We start from the raw sequence: 21411 nt of genomic DNA on the forward strand, positions 1-21411 counted from the left end.
GTTGGTGCTGTAGGCGACCGGCCCCTCATCCACGCGGTCCAGCGCGGTCAGATCCTGAAGCGACAGGATGTAGTCCATGCGATTCACCTCCCCCCATCCAAGCAGAATCCGATTTCATCCAGAGGTCCAGCGCGCCTCCCCGCAGTAGCGGGAGGTACTGGAACCCCCGGTCCGTGGCGCAGCGCGTCGAGGGCACGCAGGATGCCCGACGCTCCGCTCCAGACGTCCGCGGAGTACTTCGACCCGCCGTCGCCGAGCACCAGCAGCCCGCGATCGGTCGGAACGAGGTACTTGTCGAGTGCTGTGGCGAGCTCCGTGGGATGCGGCGCGCCGAGCCGGTGCTCTAGTTCGTTGTGGAAGAAGAGCAATCCGGCCAGTCCGCTGTACAGCCCCGCGTTGAGCGTGAAGAGCTTGTGGGTGTCGCGGGCTAAGCCGGAGAGCACGGCGGGTGTCTCCAACCCGTAGAGGGCCGTGACGACCCCTACCCCGGCGGAGCCCTCGCCGAGGTAGGGCATGGCGCGCCGGCCGCCGATGCGGTCGGGCATCGAGATCGCGGTATCCGGCAATGCCATCCGGGCGGCGAGGTCGCGGTCGAGCAACACGGAACCGGCAGCCGAGTAGTCGCTGTCGCCGGTCACCGCTGTCAGGCAGTGCAGGACGAGCGCGACACCGGCGTGGCCGTGCAGGAGCCCGACCCGCGCGCTGTCGTGCAGCACCTCGGTGCCATCACGGCCGGCTCGGACCGCCTGCCTGCCGACCGTCTCCGCGTAGCGCAGCATCGCCTCGTCACCGGTACGGCAGAAAAGGTCGATGCCCGCGAGTGCCCGGCCGATCGCGCCGGTGGCCAGCGAGCCGGGCAGCGGGTCCGCCCCGGTCTGCACCAGCTCCAGTGCGAGCTCCTCGTGACCGACACCGGCGAGGGCGGTTGCCACGCCGGCCGTGCCGAAGTAGAGGCCATCGCCGAGTTCGGCAGCGGTGCCCATCGCTTCGCGGGCGAAGTCCGCCACGAGATCGTCGGGGACGGTGCCCTCCGCCAACTGCAACGTCGAGACGACTCCCGCTGTCCCGTAGGCGAAGCAGGCGGTATTCGAGCGCAGCCCCTGGTATGAGGGCGGAAAAATCCACGGTGCGCCGGTCTCGGCGCGAGTGGCGTGAATTCCGTGAAGCAGCCCGTCCATCCAGCTGTGCAGTCGTCGTGCGGAGAAATCGGCGGGCGGTGCGAGCACGTTCTCGGTGAGGTACCGCCCGGCTTCGCGCCACAGGCGCGGTGGGATATCGGCGACGCGCGCGGCATCACGTTTTGCCGCGGGCCAGAATGTGGAACTCCGCTCCATCAGCGTGTGAACCGAGAATATCATGCAGCGGGCAATGGCAGCAAGAGCGTAGTGATCGCGATGAACGGAACCGTTTGCCGACCGCGGCAGTAGATATCCGGGAGTTCCGATGTCCAGCCTGTCATCACCGGGCAGCGTGGCTGCTTCGAAATCCACCAATCGGACGGCACCGCTCCGATCCACGATGACGTTCTTCGGATTGAGGTCACCGAATTCCACGTCGAAGCCGTGCAGGCGATCCAGGACGGTGCGGAGATCGGCGAGGTACCGGAGGCACTGTTCGAAGTACTCGGAACTGTCGGCGGGCGCCGGGGCGAATCGCACCAGCGGCATGGTGTCCATGATCCACCGGTGCAGTGTCTCGCCTTCGATCCATTCCGTGACGAGATATTCGTGCTCCCACTCCGTGAAGTAGTCCAGCGGTTCGGGACACAGGCCGGGGGCGCGGGTGGCTACGAAGGAGAGGATCCGGTGCTCGTTGCGCAGCCGGTCCTTGGCGCTGCGCCGGTCCCAGGAGAGCCCGGTGTGCGCCCGTGCCTCCTTGACGAGCACGGGGCGGCCGGTGCGCCCGTCGACCGCGCGGTAGACGCCTCCGCCATTGCTGTGCCGGATGGCCTCGGTGACGCGGTAGCGGGCCAAGCCGGGGCCCGGAGCGCGGGCAGCACCTCGATCGGCGCGCTCGAACGGATCCGAGACGCCGGGTGGCAGCTCGAATCTCGGCTGCCGGGAATCCTCCCGCGGCTCGCCGTCGGCACCGAGCAGCGGGATCTCGGCTCCGGTCACCGGATCCCGGCGCATCATCCGCCGGAAGGCGCCGTACCGGTAGTGCACGACCTTCGATCGCCCATATCGTCGATCGGTCAGCACGAAGGGGCCGGGCCGTTCTCCCAGCGCCGTGTCGAGTTCGCGCATGAGCGTGTCCGCCGTGCCGACGTCTGCCGGGTACAGCGTAATGAACTTTCCGCTCTGCGCCCTGCTCGCATATTTGTGGTGCAGCCAGAGAAAGAAGAAGCGATCCGCGAGATGTTTGAACGGGACGCGCAACTCACTGCAGGCGGCCGCGGTGATGTCGAGCGTCTCCTGGATGTCGTCGTACGTGCTACTGATGTGGAGCTTCCACCCGGGGCCGGGTACCGGCGGATCCGTGGGAATGTGCCAGCCGCGCCACACGTCCTCGACCGTGGTACACCAGTGCGGCATTCGTGCGGTGGGCGCTATCGGATCGGCGGCCTTCGGTGAAGCCGTGATCGGCAGATAGTAATCGGAATGTGCGATGCCGAAGGTCATCTGTTCGAACAAGAAATCCACTGTCCCCCCTCGGACGCCGATCCGGTAGCGATATGCATCGGAAAGGCACCCTCACGAAACTGTGAGAGCCTGATGCGAACCATTCCCCCGGATGAAATGTTCGAATCCCCCGCGCCTTTCGGCGATGCCCCTGAATAGTACTCCCGCAGGGAAGTCCGAAGGCAAGGTGGCCTGAATCACAATGTTTTCCGGCCGTTGCGGCGAACCGAACGGCGGGGACTTGCGTCAGCTGAGCGCGATCACGATCCAGAGCGCGGCGAGCAGGATGAGGTAACCGGTGAGGGCGAGGGCGCCGACGGCGAGGAAGGCGGGGGCGATGCGGTTGCCGGAGGCGAGGGCGGGTTCGCCGCGGAGCACCATGAGGAGCGGGATCTGGTAGCGCCCCGACTCGCCGAAATCGGGGAAGAGCAGGGCGGCCACCAGGACGCAGGCGTCGGCGGCGATGAGCACCGGGTGCGCGAGCGCCGGGGCGTGCTGGCCCGCCAGCGCCAGCGGGCCGAGCAGGAGTATCAGCGGTACCCCGAACGTCGTCACCGTCACGTCGTGCAGCCGGCCACCGGCCAGCAATCGAGCCGCGACCGCCACCGCGACGACGGCGATCTGCAACCAGCCGAAATCCATACCGCTTTCCCTGTTCGTATCCGCGCGACATGATGTCACATGCGCGGGATCCGTGCGGGACCGGTGGCGCTCGGGGTCTGCTGGGGGCGGTTGATATTTGGCGCCAGCGGGGGTCGGCGCGGGAAACCTAGTGGCCCGCGAGGCGCCCGATCCGGTGCCCGACCTCGCCCACCCAGTCGACGTGCGGCAGGTTGGCGTACTCGACCCAGAGGTTGTCGTAGACGTCGCGGCCCTCGGTGAAGAGCCCGCCGCGCTTGTCCGCCTCGAAGACCACGCTCATGCCGTGCTCGGCGGGGACGAAGCTCACCTCCAGCTGGTTCAGCCGCGGGAAGTGGTGCGAGGGGCCGAACTCGATCTCCTGGAAGAACGGCAGCTGCTGCGGGGTGTTGTGCAGCCGCCCGTGCTCGACGTCGGCGCTGCGCAGCCCGAAGCCGTGGCGCCGCACCGCGTCCAGCAGGACGTGCTGGGCGGGCAGCGCGCCGACGCCGATGGGGTCGCTGTCGGTGGCGTCCACCGCGCCGCTCACCGCGAGCACGGTGCGCAGCGCGACGAAGGTGCCGGGCAGCACCTGGCCGTCGAAGAAGGTGATCGGGGTCTCCAGGTGCGCCCGCGCGCCGAAGCGGAACTCGTGGACGGCGCCGGGCGCCAGGTCGAAGCCGCCGTAAATGTCGTGCGCGCCGAAGCCGGTGTCGCGGTGCGTCTCGCCGTCCTCGTACTCGTGCTCGACCCGGGTGACCAGCTCGACCGCGATCCGGTCGATGCGCTGCGGCACCTGGCCGCCGCGCACCCGCACCACGCCCTCCAGCACGCCGCCGGGCTGCGTGCCGGGGGTGAACAGCTCGGTCTCGACCTCGGCGCCGCCGACTCCGACGGCCGCAAGCAACTTCTTGAACATGACGACAGTCTGCGGGCTCCGGCTCGAGAACGGCTTACGAAGCGCTTACGGCCGGCGCCACCGTGCTCTTCAGCTCGCGGCGGTGTCCGGGATGCGCGCGGCGTCGGCGGCGGCGGGGCGGGAACCGTTGGGCACGCCCTTCTTCAGGCTCGCGGCGTACACGTCGACGTACTCCTGGCCGCTGAGCCGCATGAGCTCGTACATGACCTCGTCGGTGACGGCGCGCTCGACGAAGCGGTTGCCGGACATCCCCTCGTACCGCGAGAAGTCGATCGGCGCACCGAACTTGACCGTCACCCGATGCCGCCGCCAGCGGAAACCGCCCTGCGGGCTGATCTTGTCGGTGCCGATCACCGCGACCGGGATCACCGGGACGCCGGTCTCCAGCGCGAGCCGCGCCATGCCGGTCTTGCCCTTGTAGAGCCTGCCGTCGGGGGAGCGGGTGCCCTCCGGGTAGAGCCCGACGAGCTTGCCCTGGTCGAGCAGCGCGCGGGCCGCGTTCAGCGCGTCCTCGGCGGCGTCGGCGCCGCTGCGGTCGATCGGGTACTGGCCGGTGCCGCTGAAGAACATCTTCTTCAGCCTGCCCTTGAGGCCGGGGGTGGTGAAGTACTCCGCCTTGGCCAGGTAGTTGATCCGGCGCGGGCTGAGCAGCGGGGCGAAGATCCAGTCCGCGATGGAGAGGTGGTTGCCCGCCATGATGCACGGGCCCTCGGCCGGGATGTGCTCGACACCCTCGACCTTCGGCCGGTTGTACACGTGCAGGAACGGTCCCAGCAGCACGAACTTCAGCAGCCAGTAGAACATGGCATCCTTCCCCCGGACCGGGTGATGACGAGCGGGACCGACACGACGACTCTGATTTCGACTCTACCGCCGGGTATACGTCACATCCAATCCGAGCGGTGCGTTTCACCACACAGCAACATCGCCGTCACCCGGCGGCGGTGACCAGCGCCGCGCGCGCCAGTTCGGCGGCGCCGATCATGCCCGCCGCCTCGCCGAGCTGGGTGGTGCGGATGCGGGCCAGCGGGCGGTGCCCGGCCCCGGTGACCGAGCGGGCGTAGTGCTCCCTGGCCTCGTCCAGGAAGAGCGGGGCCGAGGTGCTGACGCCGCCCGCGACGACCACCAGATCGGGGTCGAAGATATCGCTCACGAAGGCCAGTCCGAGCCCGAGCCAGCGGGCGAAATCGGCCAGTACCCGGACCGCGAGCGGGTCGCCGTCCTGGGCCGCGGCGGCGACCCGGCGACCGGTGAGCGAACCCGGGTCGCGGACCACGTCGCGGGCGAGCACGGTCGAGGTGACCGGATCGGTGGCGAGCATCTCGATGGCGGTGTCGGCGAGCGCCGTTCCGCTGCAGTACCGCTCCCAGCAGCCGCGCTTGCCGCACGGGCAGGGGCGGCCGTCCGGCACCATCTGCAGGTGCCCGAGCTCCGGCGCGATGCCGTGCGTGCCGCGGTACAGCTCGCCGTCGACCAGCAGCGCGGCGCCGATGCCGGTGCCGATCGCGATCAGCACCGCGTTGTGCCCGCCCGCGGCGGCGCCGAAGCGGTACTCGGCCCAGGCCGCGGCGTTGGCGTCGTGCTCCAGCACCACCGGCAGGTCGAGCTTCGCGGTGAGCGTGCGCGCCACCGGGGCGTCCTTCCACGGCAGGTGCGGAGCGAACCGGACGCGGGCGCGGTCGGCGTCGACGAACCCGGCGACCGCGAGCCCGACGGCGGCGATGTCGTGGCGCTGGCGCAGCTCGCGCACGGTGCGGACGAGCGCGGCGTCGAGCGCCGCGGCGGCGTGCGGGGTCGGGGCGGCGACGGTGTCGAGCACCTCGCCGTCGGCGTCGACGACGGAGGCGCGGATATTGGTGCCGCCGACATCGATGCCGACGGTGAGGGGGGCGTCCGTGATCCGGCCGGTCATCGCCGGACGGTCACGGGGATGTCGACGTATCCGCTGCCGCCGCGCCGGAACCGGCCCTTTCGCGCGGCGTCGGCGTGCGCGGGTTCGGCCGCACCCGGCTCGCGCCCGCGCGGGGTCCCCGCGGCATCGGATTCGCCCGCGCCCGGGTGACCGGCGTCGGCCGGGCCGCCCGGCGCATCATCCCCGGCCCGCGCGGGTTCCGGGTTGGCAGCCGAATGCTCGTGCGGCACCCCGGTATCCGGGTCGAACCGCACCGGCTCGACCGGGACCCCCGCGAGCGCCTCGCGCAGCACGGTGACGATGGCGGTGCCGTGGTCGGCGAGCGCGGCGAGCACATCGTGCCGCTCGCCGCGGACCAGCGCGGCGGCCGCGCAGACCGGGCACCAGCTGCAGCTCTCCCAGTCGGTGCGGCCGACGGCGGCGCTGCGCCGCAGCACCGGCTCGACCCGCTCCAGCACCGCCTCGGCGAGCAGCTTGAGCTCCGCGGCGAATTCGGCGAGCTCGTCCTCGGGCTGCCGTTCGGTCATCGCGGCCACTCCTCCGGGTCCGGGCGGAACCGCACCACCAGCGCGCCGCCGTCGAGCTCGGCGCCGGAGACCGTGCATCGCCGCAATACCGGCGCCAGCGGCACCCGCCGCCGGACCCCGTCCGCTCCCACGATCAACTCGTCCTCCACTCGTCCAAGTCGCAGCGTCGCCGGATCGACGACGGGCAGCGGCATTCGCAGCGTGTACACCGACGAGAGGCCACTACCCGATTCCCGGCTGACCACCGGCCCCGGCCCGTCGGCGGGGTTGTCGCCCAGCATAGGAGCCGTGTCCACCGGTATCGAGAGCGCGGCCAGCGCGTCGGCGCCGATCGGCTCGGCGCCCCGGTGCTCGGTGACCAGCACCGGAACCTCGGGCATCGCGCGGCGCAGCTCGTCGAGGACGGCGAGCTGCTCGGCGCGCAGCCCCAGGTACCAGCGCACCGAGGGGTGCGCGGCGGCGAGGTCGGGCACCGCCGGCACCGGCGGGAGGACCTTGTTGACCAGCACCGCGTCCAGCCGCAGCCCGAGCAGCGCGGCCGCGGAGCGGACCCGCGCGGACTCCGCGGCGGAGAGCCGCTCGGCAAGCGTCACCAGCCGGGCGCCGGTGCGGCTCCGGTCGGCGAGCAGGTCGCGCACCTCGGTGACGGCGGTGACGATGCGGTCCACGGTGGCGGCGAGCACCGCGCGGCGCAGGTCGGTACCGGCCTTGCTGAGCGCGCGGTCGTGCTCGGGCCAGATCCGGCTGAGGTAGCCGAGCAGGGTGTCCGGTGCGGTGACGATGCGCAGCATGTCGGCGGTAGGCGGGCAGTCGAGCACCACCACGTCGTACTGCTCCTCGGCCACGTACTGGGCGATCTCGACCAGCACCAGCAGCTCCTGCACCCCGGGCAGCCCGGTGAGCTCGGCGGGGTCCAGCGCGCCGGGGTCGAACCCGTCGTGCCGGTGCCTGGCGTCGGCCGCCAGCATCCGGGCGACGTCGGCGAAGCGATCCTCCAGCAGCGCCAGCGAATCCAGCTCGACGATCTCCAGATTCGGTGCCACGGTCGCGATCCCGGCCACGGTGCCGGCGTCGTGCGGGAAGCGGACGCCGAAGGCGTCGCCGAGCGAGTGCGCCTGGTCCAGCGAGGCGATCAGCACCCGCTGCCCGGCCCGCGCGCGGGCCGCCGCGGTGGCCGCGGCGAGCGTGGTCTTGCCGACGCCGCCCTTGCCGACGAACAGTTCGAGGCGGGTCCGCTGACCGGTCAGCCTTCGACCCGTTTCTTCAGTTCCTTCAGCGCGGTGTCGGTGATGACCTTCTCGGCCTTGCGTTTGAACATGCCGATCATCGGGATGTTCAGGTCGACGGTGAGCTCGTACACCACCCTGGTGCCGCCGCCGGGCTGGTCGGTGAGTTCGTAGCTGCCGTCCTGCGCCTTCTGCAGCTCGCCGTCGAGCAGCGTCCAGCTCACCGCGCGGCCGTCCCCGCGCCAGGTGTAGCGCAGCACGTAGGTGTCCTTGACGACGCCGGCGTCCAGCACGAAGCGGGCGGTGCCGGCGCGGCCGTCGGGGCCGACCTCGAGCACCTCGACGGATTTCGCCGCCGAGACCCACTCCGGGTACCGGCCGAGATCGGCGATGACGGCCATCACCTGCTCCGCGGGGGCCTCGACGACGATCGATCTCTGGGTCCGGTCGGCCATGGCTGGCGGCGGTTCCTTTCGACGGGTGCGGTGGTCGGGCTCCGGCTCAGGAGACGAGCAGGTCCGGGCCGGGGGTGACGCCGGCCGGGCGGTCCGCCTCCAGCCGGGACTTGATCTCGAACGACATCTCCTTGCCCGCGATCCGGCGCTCCCGCACCAGCGCGGCGAGGCGGCGCCCGGCTGGCGGCTCGCCCACCGGGTCGGCGTGCAGGAAGTAGTGCAGGATCACCCCGTCCAGCGAGGGCTCCAGCCACACCTCCATGGAGCCGGTCACCGCCCCGCCCACGATCCAGCGCATGCCCCTGTCGCCCCGGTCCTCGCGGACCTCCAGCTCCAGGTCGGGCCACCAGCGACGCCAGTGGTTCGGCGCGCCGAGCACCTCCGCGACGGCCGCCCCCGGCGCGGCGACGAAGGTCTGGTCGGCGACCACGATGCTGCTCACCCGGGTGACTGTAATAGACCGATGTGACCCAGCCGACCTCCGGTGCTGCCGATCAGCGCAGCAGCTGCCGGAGCCGGGCGCCGTGGCTGTCCCAGCGCCACTCCCGCTGCACCCACTCGCGCCCGGCGGCGCCCATGGCGGCGGCGCGATCGGGGTCGCCGAGCACGTCGACCAGGGCGCGGGCCAGCCGCGGCACCGAGCGGCCGTCGACCACGTACCCGGTCTCGCCCTCGCGCACGGTCTCCGGCGCGCCGCCGGAGTTCCCCGCCACCACCGGAACGCCGCTCGCCGACGCCTCCAGGAAGACGATGCCGAGCCCCTCGACGTCGAGCCCGGCGCCGCGGGTGCGGCACGGCATGGCGAAGACGTCGCCGATGGTGTGGTGCGCGGCCAGCTCGCCCGACGGCACCCGCCCGGTGAAGACCACGTGCTCGGCGACCCCGGCGCGCTCGGCCAGCCTGCGCAGCCGCTGCTCGTCCGGCCCGCTGCCCGCGATCACCAGCACCGCGCCGTCGATCTGCGCGCGCACCGGGCGCAGCGTCGCGATCAGCGCGTCCTGCCCCTTGCGCGGGACCAGCCGGGAGAGGCAGAGGATGGTGGGCCGGTCACCGAGGCCGTAGCGGGCGCGCAGCTCGGCGCGGGCCGCCGGGTCCGGCCGGAAGACCTCCGGGTCGACGCCGGGCGGCAGGTACTCCAGCGCGGCGTTCGGGCCGAAGGCGGCGGCGAACCGGCCGCGGGTGTACTTGCTGACGTAGGTGACGACATCGGTGCGGTCGCCGATCACCCGCAGCGACTGCCTGGCGGCGGGCAGCATGGACCAGCCCACCTCGTGGCCGTGCGTGCTGGCCAGGATGCGCTCCGCGCCCGCCCGCCGCAGCGGCGGCGCGAGCAGCGCGAGCGGGGCGGCGGCGCCGAACCAGACGGTATCGCAGCCGTGTTCGCGCAGCAGCCGACGGGCCCGGCGCAGCACCGCGGGGGTGGGCAGCATGAGCGTGGTCGGGTGCCGGACCACGCGGTACTTCTGCGCGGCGTCGAACCGCTCGTGGCTGTCCCCGCGCCAGCGCGGCGCGTAGACCACGAGGTCGTCCGGCGGGAGCTGTTCGGCGAGTGCCTGCAGGTAGGACTGGATACCGCCCGGCCGGGGCGGGAAATCATTGGTGACCAGCAGGGTTCGAGCCATGCGGACAAACCTACCGGGCCGCGGTGACGCCGCTCCGCTCGGCGATCCAGCCCAGCCAGCCCGCCACCAGCTCGTCCCGGCCGACGCCGAGCTCGGCGCGCAGCGCGGCGTCCTCGGCGGCCGGGTCGAGCGGGCCCGCGGCCAGCCGCCGGTAGAGCCGCGGCACGGCCTGCTCGCCGAAGGCGTCGGCGATGTAGGCATGCACCGACCAGGCCCGCTCGTAGGCCTGCACGGCGTCCCCGCCGCGGAAATCGGCGTCGGCGGGCAGGTCGGCGGGGCCGGCGCCGGCCCGCAGCGCGGCGGTCAGGGTGGGCGCGGTGGCGGCGAAGGCGGCCGGGCGGGCACGGTGCGCGGTGTAGTCGGCGAAGCCCTCCAGCACCCACTGCGGGGCGGCGTCGGAGGTGACGGCGCGCGCGGCGACGTGGGTGAGTTCGTGGCGCAGCAGCGTGGCGAGGCCGTCCGGGCCGAGCCTGCGCCCGGCGTCGGGGGAGAAGACCACGCGCTGGCCGGTCGGGGTGCTGCCGGGGCGGAAGGGATCGGCGACGGTGGCGGCGGCCATCTCCGGCGAGACCGGCCCGGTGGCCCGGATGAGCCCGGCGAACTCGGCGGGGCTGTCCGCGACGGCGAGCAGCGCGGTGCGCGGCCACTCCGGGCCCCACACGGCGGTGACGGCGTCGACGGCATCCGGGAGCGCGGCGGCGAGCACCGCGACATCGGCGGCGCGCTCCGGGTGGCCGGCCACCAGCGATTCGCCGCCCGCGGTCCGCGCCACCTCGGCGGTCAGCGGGCCGTACCCCTCCATGGTCCGGCGGACCTCGGGGAGCCGGGGATGGGCCGCCGCGGCGGCGGAGAGCCCCGGCTCGCCCGGTTCACCCGGCCCCGACCGCAGGGTGAACAGTGCGACACCAGCGCCGAGCAGCACCACGAGGGCCACCGCGATTAGCGCTGGGCGCCGCACCGGGGTCAGTAGCGCCGCGCGGAGTGGTACGGGGTGCTGCTCATCGGCGCCACCGCGACCGGGACGCCGAAGGTGGAGGCGTGCAGCATGAGCCCGTTGCCCGCGTAGATGCCGACGTGCGAGATCTCCGGGTAGAAGAAGACGACGTCGCCGGGTTGCAGGTCTTCCTTCTTCACCGGGGTGCCGTAGCTCGCCTGGGCGGAGCTGGTGCGGGGCACGTTCTTACCGACCTGCTTGAAGGCCCACTGCACCAGGCCGGAGCAGTCGAACTGGCTCGGGCCGGTGGCGCCCCAGACGTACGGGTCGCCGACCCGGGTGAGCCCGGCGGCCAGCGCGCTGGTGCCGCTGCCGGGGACCAGCCCCTGCAGCAGGGTGTCGCGGTCGAAACCGGGCGGGAAGGGTGAACCGGCGAGCCCGGCCCGGTCGGTGGCGGAGAGCCTGCCCCACGCCTCGATCACCCGGGAGACGGCGCCGCTCAGATCGTCCTGCTTGTGCCGCAGGTCGGCGCGCACGGCATCGGCCTTGTCGGCGGCGGTGCGGGCGGAGTCGGCGGCGGCGCGGGCCTCGGTCTCGGCGGCGGAGGCGATATCGGTGACGTGCCGGAACTTGTCCAGCTGCTCCTGGGTCTGCGCGGCCATCACGTCCAGCGTGGACATCTGGTCGAGCAGCTGCTGCGGGGAGTCGCTGACCAGCACCGCGAACAGCCGGTTGGTGCGCGCGCCCTGGTAGGCGGCGATGGCGGTGCGGTCGATCATGGGCTGGTACCGGCGCACCTCGGCGCGGGCGGCGTCCAGCTGGGTTTGCGCGGCGTCGTGCTTGACGTCGGCGTCGTGCTGCGCGCCGAGCTTGGCCTCCAGGTCGGCCTCCGCGTCCAGCGCCTGCTGGTTGAGCTGCTCGGACTGCCGGGAGAGGTCGATCATCTGCTGCACGGCGTCGCCTGGGGTGGCGGGCAGCGCGACGGGGTCGGCGCCGGCCGGGCCGCTGCTGTACAGCGTGACCGCGACCAGTGCGGCCGCGAACGTGCTCGCAACGGCACGGGTCTGGCTTCGGTGTGCTGCCACGATCTGTCGCGCCCCGTCCTGTCGATGAAGTGGGACCCCGCGAAGGTCTCGATCAGGTTACGGAACGGTGGCGGACCGTGTCCACCCGGGTGCGGGGCCTAGCGCTCCCGGCGCCGCGCGGTCGCGTGGCGCGGCGCCGGGAACTCCGGGGGCGTTCGCTCAGAAGCGGCGCGCGCCGGTCACCGGCATGGAGGAGATCGGGGCGACCTTCACCGGCTGGCCGGAGGTGGAGGCGTGCACCACGTTGCCGTCACCGGCGTAGAGCCCGGAGTGTCCGCCGCCGTAGAACGAGATCATGTCGCCGGGCTGCAGCTCGTCCATCGAGACCGGGGTGCCCGCCGAGAGCTGGGCGCCGCTGGTGCGCGGCAGCTCGACGCCCGCCTCGGCGTAGGACCACTTGACCAGGCCGGAGCAGTCGAAGGCGTTCGGCCCGGCGGCGCCGTAGACGTACGGCGAGCCGACCTTGGAGAGCGCGGCGTCCAGCGCCAGCTCGCCCGCGGTCTTGTGCGGGGCGACGAACGGCGGGGCGCCGGGCAGCTCGATACCGGGCAGCCCCTGCGGGATCTGGATGGTGTCCGGGACGTCGAAGGTGCCGACACCGGGGATGGTCACCGGCTGGGCCGACGCGGGTGCGGCGGGAAGGAGAAACGCGCCGGTGATGGCTGCTCCGACGGCTCCTGCGGCCAGGGCGCGCTTGGCGGTCTTCGCCATGATGCGGGTCTTCCTCTCTGCCTCACGACGGCGCACCTCCGTGGTGCGGCGACTTCGTGGCACCCGCTTCGTGGGCGGCGTGAACTCCGTGAGGTCTCGAAAAGGTTACGAACAGATCACGGGTAGTTGTAAAGCCCGGGGTCGGCAGCTTCCCGACATTTCGGAGATGGGCCCATGCATATCTGAGTTGGATCTCACATCAATCACGAAACGGTAACTCGGGGAAAAGCCACTTAATGATGGGGGTCGAATCCGGGCGTGTCGGAATTCGGATCAGCGTGCGTCCGAGTGGTGATCGCCCAGTTGGGAGCGGTTTCGGTCGGGAGAACCGTTAGTGCCCGGCGGAGGTGGGTGTGCGTGGTTCGGAACCGAAGCTTGCATACCGTACGCCCGGTATAGATGGGGTTCGGCTGCGATAGCGTGCAGGAATATTGGTGACTCCGATCACATCTTTCTATTTCGGCCGCCGCCGCCGGGTAATTACACGCTTGTCGTCCCTGTCGGTGGGGCCGTTTACGCTGCCCGCCATGTCCGCGCAACTGGCGTTCGACGAGCTCGACACCCCGCTCTACGACACCACCTTCGTCGTCGTCGACCTGGAGACCACCGGCGGCAGCCCGGCGGCCGACGCCATCACCGAGATCGGCGCGGTCAAGGTGCGCGGCGGCGTCGTGCTCGGGGAGTTCGCCACGCTGATCGACCCCGGCCGCGCCATTCCCCCGGCGATCGTGCACGTCACCGGCATCACCGACGTCATGGTGCGCGCGGCGCCGCGGATCGAGGCGGTGCTGCCCGGCTTCCTGGAGTTCGCCGCCGGTGCGGTGCTGGTCGCGCACAATGCCCGCTTCGACACCGCCTTTCTCAAGGCCGCGGCCGAGCGCAGCGCGACCCCGTGGCCCAACCCGCAGGTGGTCTGCACGGTGAAGCTGGCGCGCCGGGTGCTCGCAAGGGACGAGGCGCCCTCGGTGCGGCTGGGGGTGCTGGCCAGGGTGCTCGGCGCGAGCGTGCAGCCGACGCACCGGGCGCTGGACGACGCCCGCGCCACCGTCGACGTGCTGCACGCCCTGATCGGTCGGGTCGGCAACCTGGGGGTGCGCAGCCTGACCGAGCTGCTCGACTACCTGCCCGACGTCTCCGCCGGGCAGCGCGCCAAGCGCGGGCTGGCCTCCGGGCTGCCCACCGCGCCCGGCGTGTACCTGTTCCGCGGCCCCGGCGACGAGGTGCTCTACATCGGCACCGCGGTGAACCTGCGCCGCCGGGTGCGCGGCTACTTCACCGGCTCGGAGACGCGCGGGCGGATGAAGGAGATGGTCGCGCTCGCCACCCGGGTGGACCACGTGGTGTGCGCGCACGGGCTGGAGGCGGGGGTGCGCGAGCTGCGGCTGCTGGTCGCGCACGCGCCGCCGTACAACCGGCGCTCCAAGTTTCCCAAGCGGGGGTGGTGGGTGGCGCTCAGCGCGGAGGCGTTTCCGCGGTTCACCGTGGTGCGCGAGCCGGATCGAGTGGCGCTCGGGCCCTTTCGATCGCGGGCGGACGCGGTGGATGTGGCGGCGAGCCTGGCCGAGTTCTGCGGTCTGCGCACCTGCGCGGGGCGGCTGCCCAAGGGGGCGCGGCATCAGTGCCCGCCCGCGGTGGTCGGGGGCTGTCCGGCCGCCACCGCCGACGGGCTGGACGCCGCCGGGTATGCGGACCGGCCCGCCGCCGTGCGCGCGCTCTTCGCCGGGCGCAGTGATTCCCCGCTGCGCTCGATGCTCGCCGAGATCGAGCTGCGCTCCGCGCGCGAGCACTACGAGGCGGCGGCGCGGCTGCGGGACCGCGCCGCGCAGGTGGTGCGCGCGCTGGCCCGCACCCAGCGGCTGGTAGCCCTGGCCCGGCTGCCCGAGTTGATCGCCGCCGGGCCGGACGGCTCCGGGGGCTGGGAGTTCGCCGTGATCCGCTACGGGCGGCTGGCCGGGGCCGGATGCGCCCCGCGCGGCACCCCGCCGATGCCGGTGGTCGAGAGCATCGTCGCCGGGGCGGAGACCGTCGTGCCGCCGCCACCGTCCCGGCCGGAGCCCGGCGGTGCCGCCGGGGTGCGCCGGGAGCCGCCCGGCCACGCCGCGTCCGGCGCCTTCGGCCCGGATGAGGACGACATCGCGCCGCTGCGCGGTGCCTCACCGGAGGAGGTGGCGCTGGTCGCGCGCTGGCTGACCCGGCCGGGGGTGCGCATCGTGCGCACCGAGATCGGCTACGCCGAGCCGCTCGCGGGCGCGGCCGCGCACCTGGCGTGGGCGGAGAAGGCACGGGCGGCGGCCCGCCCGCCCGATCCGGAACGGGAGTACCGGGAACGGGCAGGCTGAGCGCCTACGCTGGCACCATGATTACCGCGATCGTGCTGATCCACGCCGACAACGCCCGCATCCCGGAGACCGCGCAGGCGGTCGCCGACACCGCGGGCGTCACCGAGGTGTACTCCTGCGCGGGCGATGTCGACCTGATCGCCATCGTGCGGGTGCGCGACCACGAGCAGGTCGCCGAGGTCGTCACCGCCGGGATCGACAAGGTGCCCGGCGTCCTGCGCACCACCACGCACATCGCCTTCAAGTCGTACTCCAGCGCCGATGTCGAGGCGGGGTTCTCACTCGGGGAGTGAGCTCGTACCCCAGCGCCGCCGGGATGGCGGGGTTCTGGCTCGAAAGTGAGGCGGGGCTCAGCTCGCCAGCACGGCGGTGAGCGCGACCCAGCGGTCCAGCAGCTCGGCGGCCTTTCCGCCGTCCACCGCGGCGGCGGCGCGCTCGATCCCGGCGCCGAGCGCGGCGTGCAGCGCGTCGCCGAGCGCCGGATCGTCCGTGGCCAGCGCGGCGGCGAGCTCACCCACCGTCTCCGCGCCGATCGCCAGGTCGTAGGCGACGATCGCGGCGGCCGAGTTCAGCAGCACGGCGTCCCGGACCGGGCCCTTCGCTCCGGCGAAGACGTCCCGCGCGACGGCGGCGTTCACCACGGCGTCGCCGCCGCGCAGCGCGTCCAGGTGCACCCGGGGAATCCCGAGCCGCACCGGGTCGATCACGGTCTCGCGGCGCACCCCGCCGGAGACCACCCAGGCCACCGTGGTGTCCGAGGTGGTGATCTCGTCCAGCCCGTCCGCGCCGCGCACCACCAGCGCGCTCGCCCCGCGCGCGGCGAAGACCCCGGCGATCACCGGAAGCAGGTCGGGGAAGGCGCAGCCGACCAGCCCCGCGCGCGGCTGCGCCGGGTTGGTGAGCGGGCCGAGCACATTGAAGACGGTGGGGATGCCGATCTCCTTGCGCGCGGGTCCGGCGAAGCGGAGCCCGGAGTGGAAGAGCGGGGCGAAGCAGAACCCGACCCCGACCTCGCGCACGCAGCGCGCCACCGCGTCCGCGCCGAGCGCCAGCCGCACCCCGAGCGCCTCCAGCACGTCGGCGCCGCCCGCCTTCGAGGTCGCGGCCCGGTTGCCGTGCTTCACCACCGGGACGCCCGCCGACGCCACCACCACCGAGGACATGGTGGAGATGTTCACCGAGCCGGAGCGGTCGCCGCCGGTGCCGACGATGTCGACCGCGTCGCCGTCCACCCGCACCAGGTTCGCGCGGCCGAGCATCCCGGCGGCCATGCCGCCCAGCTCGGCCGGGGTGGGGCCCTTGATCTTCATGGCGACGCCGAAGGCGGCGATCTGGGCCGAGGTGGCGTTGTCCGAGAAGATCTCGTCGATCACCCAGGTGGTGTCGTCCGCCGTCAGGTCGCCGCCGTCGGCGAGTACGCCGAGCACCTGGGGCCAGCTGCGCACGCTCATCTCCACCCGTTCTTCCTCGTCACGATGTCGGGTTGCAGAGTAGTAGGGGAGGGCGGCGCCGCGCCGCCCGATTCCGCGGCGCGCGGCCCTGCCGCGCTGCCCGCCCGGAGTTCCGCGCGGGTCAGCCGGGCTGCAACGCCTCCCAGCCATCGGCAACGCCGTCGTGGCGCTGGGCCAACCCCGCCATGCGGGAGCGCTCCTGCGAGCAGTGCAGGGCGTCGAGCACCTGCACCCGCTGGAGCAGCAGCAGCCCCGGCTCATCCGTCTCGGCCGCGGCGTACCCGTCCTGCCCCGCCAGCGCGCAGACCCGCGCGACGTGCTCGCCCGGCACCCGGAGGTGATGCCGCAGCACCACCTCGTCGCCCGGAACGAACCGCTCGGCCCGCTCCAGCGCCGCCGAACACGCCTCGGCATCGTCGAAACTCGCCGCCACCACGACCAGATCCGGGCGCGCCGGATCCAGCCCCGTGCCCTTCGCTCCGCCGAACAGCCGCCGCCACCAGGGTCGCTCCGCCATCTCCAGCCTCCTGTGCGCTGTGTTGTTCCCGACACGGCGAGCGCGACTTTCGCACCCGGCTACCTCTGTCGTACTACGGCGAGTCATACTTACCCCGTGACGACCGCAGTAGGGACCCAAGGATCGGCCATTACCCAGCGTGTGCACTCGCTGAACCGGCCCAACATGGTGAGCGTCGGTACCATCATCTGGCTGTCCAGCGAGCTGATGTTCTTCGCCGGCCTGTTCGCGATGTATTTCGTCGCGCGCGCGCAGGCGAACGGGAACTGGCCCCCGGAGCCGACCGAGCTGAACCTGGGTCTCGCCGTTCCGGTCACCGCGGTCCTGGTCGCGTCCTCCTTCACCTGCCAGATGGGCGTCTTCGCCGCCGAGCGGGGCGATGTGTTCGGGCTGCGGCGCTGGTACCTCGTCACCCTGTTCATGGGCGCGTTCTTCGTCGCCGGGCAGGGCTACGAGTACTACCACCTGGTGCACGAGGGGACCTCGATCTCCAGCAGCGTGTACGGCTCGGTCTTCTACATCACGACCGGCTTCCACGGCCTGCACGTGATCGGCGGGCTGATCGCGTTCGTCTTCCTGTTGGCCCGCACGAAGATGAGCAAGTTCACGCCCGCGCAGGCCACCGCGGCGATCGTCGTCTCCTACTACTGGCACTTCGTCGACATCGTGTGGATCGGGCTGTTCGCCACGATCTACTTCGTCCGCTGACGCGGGCGTGGCGAAACGTAACGTCGGTTCCGTCTACTCCAAAGGGACACAGATGAGTTCATCTCCCCCGTCAGCGCCGAAGCCCGCCGGCCCCGGGAAGGGCGAGGCCAGCACGATCCGCAGGCAGCGCAGGCTGCGCAGGCGGATCGCGGGTGGCCTCGCGCTCCTGGTGGGACTGGTCGGAGCCGGCTTCCTCGCGACCGCCCTCACCCCGGAGCCCCAGGTGGCGACGGCGAACGAGGACACCTCCGCGCTCATCCGCGAGGGCAATCAGCTGTACGACACCTCCTGCATCACCTGCCACGGTGCCAACCTGCAGGGCGTCGAGGACCGCGGGCCGAGCCTGATCGGCGTCGGCGAGGCGGCGGTGTACTTCCAGGTCTCCTCCGGCCGCATGCCGATGACCCGCAACGAGGCCCAGGCCGAGCGGAAGCCCCCGAAGTTCGACCCGCAGCAGACCGACGCGCTCGGCGCCTACGTGGCGGCCAACGGCGGCGGCCCCACCGTGATCCGCGACGCGAACGGTGAGATCGCCCAGGAGTCGCTGCGCGGTGACGACCTCGGCCGCGGCTCGGAGCTGTTCCGGATGAACTGCGCCTCCTGCCACAACTTCACCGGCCGCGGCGGCGCGCTCTCCTCGGGCAAGTACGCCCCGCCGCTGGCCCCCGCCAGCGAGCAGCAGATCTACGCCGCCATGCTCACCGGCCCGCAGAACATGCCGAAGTTCTCCGATCGCCAGCTGAGCGACGAGGAGAAGCGGGACATCGTGGCGTACGTGCTGAACGTCAGGGAAGAAAAGGCGCCCGGCGGCTTCGACCTCGGCGGTTTCGGCCCCGCGACCGAGGCGCTCGCCCTCTGGGTGGTCGGCATCACCTCCGTCGTCGGTGCCGCGATGTGGATCGGAACCCGGGTATGAGTGCAGAGGAGCGCAACGACATGGTCCGGCCGGACGAGGGGTCCGACGAGCGGCACGACACCGCCGAGCGGAAGATCGACCCCAAGGGCACCTTCACCGCGGAGCAGCTGGACGGGCTCTCCCGGGACGAGCTGGTCGCCATCGGCACCGCGCGCGACGACGTCGATGTCGCCTACCGCGCCGAGCGGTTCCCGGAGCCGGGCACCCGCGCCGAGAAGCGCGCGGAGCGGGCGGTCACCTTCTGGTTCGCGATCTCCGGGATCGCCGCGGCCGCGCTGGTCGGGGTCTTCCTCTTCTGGCCGTGGGAGTTCAAGGGCGCGAACCAGGCGGGGCACACCGAGTACTCGCTCTTCACCCCGCTGGTCGGGCTCACCTTCGGGATCTCGGTGCTGGTCATCGGCATCGCCGTGGTGCTGATCCGGAAGCGGTTCATCCCGCACGAGCTCTCCATCCAGACCCGCCACGACGGCCCCTCCGACGAGGTCGAGCGGCGTACCCTCGCCGCCCAGATGTCGGACGCGCTGGAGACCTCCACGCTCGGCCGCCGCAAGATGATCACCCGCACCGCGGGCGCCGGTGTCGGCGTGCTCGGTGTCGGCGCGCTGCTGGTCTTCGTCGGCGGCCTGATCAAGAACCCGTGGGCCAAGCGCGACAAGTCGCCGCTCTGGGTCTCCGGCTGGACCCCGGACTACACCGGCGAGACCATCTACCTGCGCCGCGACACCGGACGTCCGCAGGACGTCGTGCTGGTGCGGCCCGAGGACCTGGACGCGGGCGCCATGGAGACGGTGTTCCCGTGGAAGGAGAAGTGGCGCGGTGACGAGCACGAGACGCTGCAGTCGCTGCGCGGCATCCGCAATGCCGTGATGCTGATCCGGCTCCGCACCGAGGACGCGGAGAGCGCCATCAAGCGCAAGGGCCAGGAGAGCTTCAACTACGGCGACTACTTCGCCTACTCGAAGATCTGCACCCACCTCGGCTGCCCGACCTCGCTGTTCGAGCAGCAGACCAACCGGATCCTGTGCCCCTGCCACCAGTCGCAGTTCTCCGCGACCGAATGGGGCAAACCGATTTTCGGTCCGGCCGCCCGCGCCCTGCCGCAGCTGCCGATCACCGTCAATTCCGAGGGGTACCTCGTCGCCGCCCGCGACTTCATCGAGCCGCTCGGGCCCGCCTATTGGGAGCGTCGATCATGAGTGCAGAGGCAACCGGCGGCCGCGCCGCCGCCCAGATGAACGAGATGGACGAGCGCTACCGCGCCGCCGCCTTCGTGAAACGGTCGGTGAACAAGGTCTTCCCGACCCACTGGTCGTTCCTGCTCGGTGAGATCGCGCTGTACGCGTTCATCATCCTGCTGCTCTCCGGTATCTACCTCACGCTGTTCTTCGACCCGTCGATGACGCACGTCGTCTACGACGGCTCGTACCAGCCGCTGCGCGGCGTCGGGATGTCGCGGGCCTACGAAACCGCGCTGAACATCTCCTTCGAGGTGCGCGGCGGGCTGTTCGTGCGCCAGGTGCACCACTGGGCGGCGCTGCTCTTCGCCGGCTCGATCATCGTGCACCTGTTCCGCATCTTCTTCACCGGCGCGTTCCGCAAGCCGCGCGAGGCGAACTGGGTGATCGGCTCGCTGCTGCTGATCCTGGCGATGTTCGAGGGCTTCTTCGGCTACTCGCTCCCGGACGACCTGCTCTCCGGCACCGGCCTGCGCGCCGCCTTCTCCGGCATCACCATCTCGATCCCGGTGATCGGCACCTGGATGCACTGGCTGATCTTCAGCGGTGACTTCCCCGGCGACATCATCATCCCGCGGCTCTACATCGCGCACGTGCTGCTGCTGCCCGGCATCATCCTGGCGCTGATCGCCGCGCACGTCGCGCTGGTCTGGTACCAGAAGCACACCCAGTTCCCCGGCCCCGGCCGCACCGAGAACAACGTGGTCGGCGCCCGCATCATCCCGGTGTTCGCCGCCGACCAGGGCGCGTTCTTCGCCTTCACCCTCGGCATCGTGGCGATCATGGGCGGCGTGCTGCAGATCAACCCGATCTGGAACCTCGGCCCGTACAACCCGTCGCAGGTCTCCGCCGGTTCGCAGCCCGACTTCTACATGATGTGGACCGACGGCATGGCCCGGCTGATGCCGGCCTGGGAGCTCTACCTGGGCCGCTACACCGTGCCGGCCGCCTTCTGGGTGGCGCTCATCATGGGCCTGGTCTTCACGCTGCTCGTCGCCTACCCGTGGATCGAGCGCAGGCTCACCGGCGACACCCAGGCGCACCACAACCTGCTGCAGCGGCCGCGCGACGTGCCGGTGCGGACCGCGATCGGCGCCATGGCGATCACCTTCTACGTGGTGCTGACGCTCTCCTGCGTCAACGACATCATCGCGCTGAAGTTCGACATCTCGCTGAACGCGACCACCTGGATCGGCCGGATCGGCCTGCTGGTCGCCCCGCCGATCGCCTACTTCCTGGCGTACCGGTTCTGCATCGGGCTGCAGCGCAGCGACCGGGCGGTGCTCGAGCACGGCATCGAGACCGGCGTGATCAAGCGGCTGCCGCACGGCGAGTACATCGAGGTGCACCAGCCGCTCGGCCCGGTGGACTCGCACGGCCACCCGATTCCGCTGGAGTACCAGGGCGCGGTCGTGCCCAAGCGGATGAACCAGCTCGGCTCGGCCGGCCAGCCCGGCACCGGCTCCTTCCTGCGCGCCGACCCGGTGCAGGAGAGCGCGAAGAACTTCGAGCACGAGCACGCGGAGGAGCGCAAGCAGCTCGCCGTGCTGCAGCGGGTGCAGGAGGAGGCCGAGCGCAACGGTCACAACGGGAGCAACGGGCACCACTGAGCGCC

At 71.8% G+C, this 21411-nt stretch carries 21 protein-coding genes; 6 read left to right on the plus strand and 15 right to left on the minus strand.

The genetic code is table 11. From position 1 onward, the window contains the following. Positions 1 to 83 precede the first annotated feature (83 nt). From lanKC to AB0H71_RS18240, 13 genes are all read right to left on the minus strand, one after another. Positions 84 to 2642 carry a class III lanthionine synthetase LanKC gene (gene lanKC / locus AB0H71_RS18180; RefSeq protein ID WP_357021752.1) on the minus strand — a complete coding sequence of 853 codons (2559 nt, stop codon included), beginning with the start codon at positions 2640 to 2642 and terminating at the stop codon, positions 84 to 86. 225 nt (positions 2643 to 2867) lie between these two features. After that, entirely contained in the window at positions 2868 to 3263 is a 396-nt protein-coding gene (locus AB0H71_RS18185) for a hypothetical protein (protein WP_067655108.1), read from the minus strand. A 127-nt stretch (positions 3264 to 3390) separates the two neighbouring features. After that, positions 3391 to 4158: a sporulation protein gene (locus AB0H71_RS18190; RefSeq protein WP_357021755.1), complete on the minus strand. Its 768-nt coding sequence runs from the start codon at positions 4156 to 4158 to the stop codon at positions 3391 to 3393. A gap of 69 nt (positions 4159 to 4227) precedes the next feature. After that, complete coding sequence (locus AB0H71_RS18195; protein WP_357021757.1) at positions 4228 to 4962, minus strand: lysophospholipid acyltransferase family protein; 735 nt, start codon at positions 4960 to 4962, stop codon at positions 4228 to 4230. A 127-nt stretch (positions 4963 to 5089) separates the two neighbouring features. Next, a complete protein-coding gene (locus AB0H71_RS18200; RefSeq protein WP_357021759.1) occupies positions 5090 to 6070 on the minus strand; it encodes an ROK family glucokinase in 981 nt (326 codons plus the stop codon). After that, positions 6067 to 6597, minus strand: a complete 531-nt coding sequence (locus AB0H71_RS18205; protein WP_357021761.1) for a hypothetical protein — start codon at positions 6595 to 6597, stop codon at positions 6067 to 6069. The genes AB0H71_RS18200 and AB0H71_RS18205 overlap by 4 nt, the downstream gene beginning before the upstream one ends. After that, positions 6594 to 7844, minus strand: a complete 1251-nt coding sequence (locus tag AB0H71_RS18210) for an ArsA family ATPase (protein WP_357021980.1) — start codon at positions 7842 to 7844, stop codon at positions 6594 to 6596. The genes AB0H71_RS18205 and AB0H71_RS18210 overlap by 4 nt, the downstream gene beginning before the upstream one ends. Further along, the gene (locus AB0H71_RS18215; protein WP_357021763.1) at positions 7841 to 8278 is read right to left on the minus strand and encodes an SRPBCC family protein; all 438 of its coding nucleotides are present in this window, start codon (positions 8276 to 8278) and stop codon (positions 7841 to 7843) included. Before AB0H71_RS18215 ends, AB0H71_RS18210 begins: the two co-directional genes overlap by 4 nt. 46 nt (positions 8279 to 8324) lie before the next feature. After that, positions 8325 to 8720: a polyketide cyclase / dehydrase and lipid transport gene (locus tag AB0H71_RS18220; RefSeq protein ID WP_357021766.1), complete on the minus strand. Its 396-nt coding sequence runs from the start codon at positions 8718 to 8720 to the stop codon at positions 8325 to 8327. Between the two features lie 52 nt (positions 8721 to 8772). Next, positions 8773 to 9900: a glycosyltransferase family 4 protein gene (locus AB0H71_RS18225; protein ID WP_357021769.1), complete on the minus strand. Its 1128-nt coding sequence runs from the start codon at positions 9898 to 9900 to the stop codon at positions 8773 to 8775. 10 nt (positions 9901 to 9910) lie between these two features. Then, on the minus strand, positions 9911 to 10834 hold the full coding sequence (locus AB0H71_RS18230) for a hypothetical protein (protein ID WP_357021772.1): 924 nt from the start codon (positions 10832 to 10834) through the stop codon (positions 9911 to 9913). Positions 10835 to 10863: 29 nt separating this feature from the next. Beyond that, complete coding sequence (locus tag AB0H71_RS18235; protein WP_357021775.1) at positions 10864 to 11919, minus strand: NlpC/P60 family protein; 1056 nt, start codon at positions 11917 to 11919, stop codon at positions 10864 to 10866. A gap of 159 nt (positions 11920 to 12078) precedes the next feature. After that, complete coding sequence (locus AB0H71_RS18240; RefSeq protein WP_357021778.1) at positions 12079 to 12630, minus strand: C40 family peptidase; 552 nt, start codon at positions 12628 to 12630, stop codon at positions 12079 to 12081. A 527-nt stretch (positions 12631 to 13157) separates the two neighbouring features. On the opposite strand from AB0H71_RS18240, the gene AB0H71_RS18245 reads away from it, so the two are divergent. Both AB0H71_RS18245 and AB0H71_RS18250 read left to right on the plus strand, forming a co-directional pair. Then, on the plus strand, positions 13158 to 14969 hold the full coding sequence (locus AB0H71_RS18245) for a DEDD exonuclease domain-containing protein (protein WP_357021781.1): 1812 nt from the start codon (positions 13158 to 13160) through the stop codon (positions 14967 to 14969). A 17-nt stretch (positions 14970 to 14986) separates the two neighbouring features. Next, positions 14987 to 15262 carry an Lrp/AsnC ligand binding domain-containing protein gene (locus AB0H71_RS18250; protein ID WP_067655137.1) on the plus strand — a complete coding sequence of 92 codons (276 nt, stop codon included), beginning with the start codon at positions 14987 to 14989 and terminating at the stop codon, positions 15260 to 15262. Between the two features lie 57 nt (positions 15263 to 15319). On the opposite strand, the gene trpD is transcribed toward AB0H71_RS18250, so the two are convergent. Both trpD and AB0H71_RS18260 read right to left on the minus strand, forming a co-directional pair. Next, positions 15320 to 16420, minus strand: coding sequence for an anthranilate phosphoribosyltransferase (trpD, locus tag AB0H71_RS18255; protein ID WP_357021983.1), 1101 nt, complete (start codon positions 16418 to 16420; stop codon positions 15320 to 15322). 121 nt (positions 16421 to 16541) lie between these two features. Next, entirely contained in the window at positions 16542 to 16937 is a 396-nt protein-coding gene (locus AB0H71_RS18260) for a hypothetical protein (RefSeq protein ID WP_357021784.1), read from the minus strand. Positions 16938 to 17033: 96 nt separating this feature from the next. Between AB0H71_RS18260 and AB0H71_RS18265 the strand changes: the two genes are divergently transcribed. From AB0H71_RS18265 to AB0H71_RS18280, 4 genes are read left to right on the plus strand one after another with little or no spacing between them, the layout of a single operon-like run. Continuing rightward, positions 17034 to 17645, plus strand: coding sequence for a heme-copper oxidase subunit III (locus tag AB0H71_RS18265; protein ID WP_357021787.1), 612 nt, complete (start codon positions 17034 to 17036; stop codon positions 17643 to 17645). 52 nt (positions 17646 to 17697) lie between these two features. Beyond that, a complete protein-coding gene (locus AB0H71_RS18270) occupies positions 17698 to 18561 on the plus strand; it encodes a cytochrome c (RefSeq protein WP_357021790.1) in 864 nt (287 codons plus the stop codon). Further along, the gene (locus AB0H71_RS18275) at positions 18558 to 19757 is read left to right on the plus strand and encodes a ubiquinol-cytochrome c reductase iron-sulfur subunit (RefSeq protein WP_357021792.1); all 1200 of its coding nucleotides are present in this window, start codon (positions 18558 to 18560) and stop codon (positions 19755 to 19757) included. Before AB0H71_RS18270 ends, AB0H71_RS18275 begins: the two co-directional genes overlap by 4 nt. Then, positions 19754 to 21406, plus strand: a complete 1653-nt coding sequence (locus tag AB0H71_RS18280) for a cytochrome bc complex cytochrome b subunit (protein WP_357021795.1) — start codon at positions 19754 to 19756, stop codon at positions 21404 to 21406. Before AB0H71_RS18275 ends, AB0H71_RS18280 begins: the two co-directional genes overlap by 4 nt. Positions 21407 to 21411 lie beyond the last annotated feature (5 nt).

The sequence above is a fragment of the Nocardia sp. NPDC050697 genome (assembly GCF_040654395.1).
GTDB lineage: Bacteria > Actinomycetota > Actinomycetes > Mycobacteriales > Mycobacteriaceae > Nocardia.